Raw genomic sequence first — 4,317 nt, forward strand, 5'->3', positions numbered from 1 at the left:
GACCGCCGTGCGCTGGCGGACGGATGTGTCGGCGGCCGGCAACGGGGTGACGGGGTTGGTGGGGCCGCCATCGACTCCTGAGCCGGCGACGTACGCGCACCGGGAACAGACGAAGCCGGCTCCCCTCCGTCCCTGATGAATCCGGCCCGGGCGCTTGCTGATGCGATTCCGGCGCCGTACTGGCTGGATCGGGCCGAGCGTCCACCGGCGCGCAGCCGATTGCGACACCGAAGCGGATCTGGTCGTGGTGGGTGGCGGCTTCACCGGACTGTGGGCCGCGCTCCAGGCCATCGACGCCGACCCCGGCCGCAGCGTGGTGCTGCTCGAGGCCAACCGGATCGGCTGGGCCGCGTCGGGGCGCAACGGCGGATTCGTGGAGGCGAGCATCACCCACGGCGCCCAGAACGGCCGCACGCGGTGGCCCGAGGAGTTCGAGACGCTGACGGCGATGGGCCTCGAGAACCTCGACGGCATGCAGGCCGAGATCGAGCGCCTCGGCCTCGACGTCGAGTGGCAGCGCACCGGAATGCTGGGCGTGGCGACCGAACCCCACCAGGTGCAGTGGCTCAAGGACTCGGCCGCCGAAGGGGACGGCACGTACCTCGACGAAGCCGCGGTGCGCGCCGAAGTGCACTCGCCGACGTTCCTGGCCGGGCTGTACCACGGCACCACCTGCGCCATCGTGCACCCCGCCAAGCTGGCGCTCGAACTCGCCCGCGCATGCGGCGAGGCAGGCGTCAGCATCTACGAGCACACCAACGCCAAGGCCATCAACTCCGGCAACGTGTCCATCCGCGTCGACACCTCGGCGGGCCCGACCATCACCGCCCGGCAGGTGGTGCTCGCCACCAACGTCTTCCCGCACCTACTGAAGCGCAACCGGTGGCACACCGTGCCCGTCTACGACTACGTGCTGGCCACCGAGCCGCTCACCGATGCCCAAGTCGACAGCATCGGCTGGCTCCACCGGCAGGGAATTGGCGACTCCGCCAACCAGTTTCACTACTACCGGATGACCGAGGACAACCGCGTCGTCTTCGGCGGCTACGACGCGATCTACCACTTCGGCCGAAGGGTCGACGCCCGCTACGAGGACCGGCCCGAGACCTACCGCAGGCTTGCCAGGCACTTCTTCATCACCTTCCCGCAATTGGAGGACGTCCGCTTCAGTCACCGCTGGGCGGGCGCCATCGACACCAACACCCGGTTCTGCGCACACTGGGGATTGGCCCGCGAAGGGCGGATCGCCTACGTGAACGGCTTCACCGGACTCGGCGTCGGCGCCGCCCGGTTCGCGGCGGACGTGTGCCTCGACCTGCTGGATGGACTTCCCACGCCGCGCACCGAATTGGAAATGGTGCGCCACCGGCCGCTGCCGTTTCCGCCCGAACCGTTTGCCAGCGCCGGAATCCAGGCCACCCGGTGGTCGCTGGATCGCGCCGATCACACCCAGGGCCACCGCAATGTGCTGCTCCGCACCCTGGACGCACTCGGTCTCGGCTTCGATTCCTAGCTGTCGCGCTCGGGTAGCCCCGGGGTCGCCAGGCAGCGGATCTCGGACCCGGGCCAGATCGATCTCGGCCGGATGGTAACGATCCGGTAGCGGACATCGATAGGCACCTCGTACGCTTCGGCACGCGGGTTGCCTTTGCCATGGGTAGCCTGAGCGTCGGCCACCTCGAGCGATCGGAGATGACGTTGCGCAGAACACGTTTGCGCGCGCTGGTCCTGGCAACGGCAGCCCTCGCCGCCGCGAGCTTTGCTCCAGTCGGATCCTGGCAGGCCGCCGCCGAACCTGGCGTCGCCGTCTATCCCGGCATGGAGATCCGTCAGGACACCAACAAGTGCACCCTCGGGTACGTCGACCTGGCGACGCGGACCGCATTCACGGCAGGCCACTGCCGCGGCAGTGGCAGCGTCGGCGACAAGGATGGCAACGTCATCGGACACCAAACGGTGTTCCGCGACAACACTCCTGACGGCGCAACCGTCACCACCGATCACAACATCTCCGACTGGGAGGCCATCGCGCTGGCCCCCGAGGTTCAGATCAACGACGTGCTGCCCATCGGCAGACCGCTCACGGTCGACCCGGCCTTCGCACCGCAACCCGGTCTGCGGATCTGTCACTTCGGCGTCGTCACCGGAGAGAGTTGCGGCACAGTCGAATCCGTGAACAACGGGTGGTTCACGATGTCCAACGGGGTGGTCAGCCAGAAGGGCGACTCCGGCGGCCCGGTCTACGTGCCGACCGACGACGGCCGCGCCGTCATCGTCGGGATGTTCAACAGCACCTGGGGCCAGTTGCCCGCGGCCGTGACATGGCAGGCCACCGACCAGCAGATCCGCCAAGAGGTCTTCATGGCCACCTCCGCCCAGGTCGACGCGGCGCCGGGAGTCGTGCCACCCCCGTCGTGACCGTGGCGCCACCCCCGGCCGAAGCTCTCCGGCCGAAGCCATGCGGCGGCCCGTCGCGGGATTCGCTGGGTGCCGATCGCCTGCGGTACGTACCATTCGCCCATGACGTTGACAGTGGGGGAGACGTTTGCCGACTTCGTGATCCTCGGCCGGGTCGGAACGGGCGAATTGGGCGAGGCATATCTGGTCTCGGATGGGCAGTCATCGCGCCGCGATGCACTGACGGTGTTGCCAGCCGACCTAACGACCGATCCGGCGTACCGGGCGCGGTTCGTCAGGGAGGCGGAGCTCGCGGTCACCTTGTCGCATCCCCACATTCTCGACGTGCACGCGCGTGGCGAGGACGACGGCCGGTTCTGGATCACCACCGAATTCGTCGACGGGATCCGGGCCGATGCCCTGGTCCGCGACCGCTACCCGAAGGGGCTGCCGCCCGAAGGGGTCGTCGAGATCGTCGACTCCATCGCCTCGGCATTGGACTACGTCCACGGCAAGGGGTTGCTGCACCGAAACGTCGCGCCGGCGAACATCCTGATCTCCCAGTCGGACTCACCGGCCCGGCGCATCTTCCTCGAGGAGGTGGGCATCGCCCGACCGCTGGAGGACACGCCGGGGTTGACGGCGAGCGACACCGGCCTCGAGTCGGTGGCCTTCACCGCCCCCGAGCAGCTCATGGGCGAGGACGTCGACCCACGATCGGATCAATATGCGTTGGCGTGCACGGCCTTTTACCTGCTGACCGGACAGTGGCCGTACCCGTCGACGAACGCCGCGGTGATCATCAACAAGCACGTGATGTCCCCGCCGCCGTCGATCGGGGAGCGAAGGCCCGATCTCGCGCGGCTGGACGGAGTGTTCGCGACCGCCATGGCCAAGGATCTCACTGCGCGGTTTCCCTCCTGCCTGGACTTCGCCGAGGCGCTGCGGCGTGGGCTCCTGGCTTCGCCGGACGACGTGGCCGAGGCGCCGATTCCAGTGCCATATCCCGAGGCGGGCTACGCCCCGGTGGCTGCGGTCCGGGCCAGTGCCTGGCCGTCGCAGCCTCGCCCCAGTGGTCGGGTCACGCGAAAGTGGTCCCGCGAGGCGTTGTTCTCGGGGTCGCGGTGGTCGGGCAAGAAGATCATGGTCGCGGCGCTTGCCACCCTTGGCATCATCGCGATGGCAGGCACCATCGTGTTCGGCGTGGTGTCCGCGTTCGTGATGAGCAGACAGCAGCAGGCCGCGCCACCACCGAGCGCGCTCGCGCCGCCGACGACGGTCGCCCCGGTGATCGGCAAGCCCCTTGCCGTGCGCACGGTTCTCGATGCGCCGTTGCAGCCGCGTCCCGACCAGTGCCCCGTGGACGCGCCGCCTGCGCCGCCGCCGCAGAACCCTTTGGAGGCGTGCGCGATCGACGGTCAGGCGGTGTACCAGCTGGGCCCCGTCGTGCTCCGGCTCGATCTCACCAGCGCGACATCGGCGAAACTGCCGATGAGTGACGTCTATGGCGTGCAGATGTCGATGGACGCGGCGTCGGGCGCGGCGTTCGCGCAGTACACGGCCGCGAACGTCGGCACGCAGCTCGCGTTCGTCCGCGACGGGAAGGTGCTGGCTGCGCCGTCGATCACCGAACCGATCAGCGGCGATTCGCTGCAGATCTCCGGTCAGCTGACGGGCGAGGCGGCCGAGACCATCGCGAGGATGTTGCGCGACGGCACCTGACCCGGTTCAAGGCAGCACCTCGAACACCGGGATCGACGGCGCCACGGCGCGGATCTCGTCGTCGGACGAGTCTGGGGTCAGGCCCCCGACGTGCCCCTTGACCTCCCAGAACCAGCGCTTGAGGTAGATCTTGAGCAGCTCGGGCTTGGCGTCGTCGGCGAGCTCGGTGATGCGAACCTCGCGGCTGCGCCAGCGCGG

General features: G+C 68.8%; 3 protein-coding genes and 1 pseudogene. 3 read left to right on the forward strand and 1 reads right to left on the reverse strand.

Annotation, left to right across the window (positions count from 1 at the left end; translation table 11 throughout):
- Positions 1–160: 160 nt before the first annotated feature.
- The 3 genes from ABW137_RS08260 to ABW137_RS08270 all read left to right on the forward strand — a co-directional run bounded on the left by ABW137_RS08260 (position 161) and on the right by ABW137_RS08270 (position 4,119).
- Complete coding sequence (locus tag ABW137_RS08260) at positions 161–1,513, forward strand: NAD(P)/FAD-dependent oxidoreductase (RefSeq protein ID WP_526398748.1); 1,353 nt, start codon at positions 161–163, stop codon at positions 1,511–1,513.
- Positions 1,514–1,692: 179 nt separating this feature from the next.
- Positions 1,693–2,418 carry an Rv1815 family serine proteinase gene (locus tag ABW137_RS08265; RefSeq protein ID WP_526398751.1) on the forward strand — a complete coding sequence of 242 codons (726 nt, stop codon included), beginning with the start codon at positions 1,693–1,695 and terminating at the stop codon, positions 2,416–2,418.
- A gap of 102 nt (positions 2,419–2,520) precedes the next feature.
- The gene (locus tag ABW137_RS08270; protein ID WP_526398750.1) at positions 2,521–4,119 is read left to right on the forward strand and encodes a serine/threonine-protein kinase; all 1,599 of its coding nucleotides are present in this window, start codon (positions 2,521–2,523) and stop codon (positions 4,117–4,119) included.
- Positions 4,120–4,125: 6 nt separating this feature from the next.
- Here ABW137_RS08270 and ABW137_RS08275 read toward each other — a convergent pair.
- Positions 4,126–4,317 (reverse strand): annotated as a pseudogene (locus ABW137_RS08275) (nitroreductase family deazaflavin-dependent oxidoreductase); the annotation flags it as partial.

Origin of the sequence: Mycobacterium sp. (genome assembly GCF_040509115.1) — a bacterium.
In the GTDB taxonomy this organism is placed as follows: Bacteria; Actinomycetota; Actinomycetes; order Mycobacteriales; family Mycobacteriaceae; genus Mycobacterium.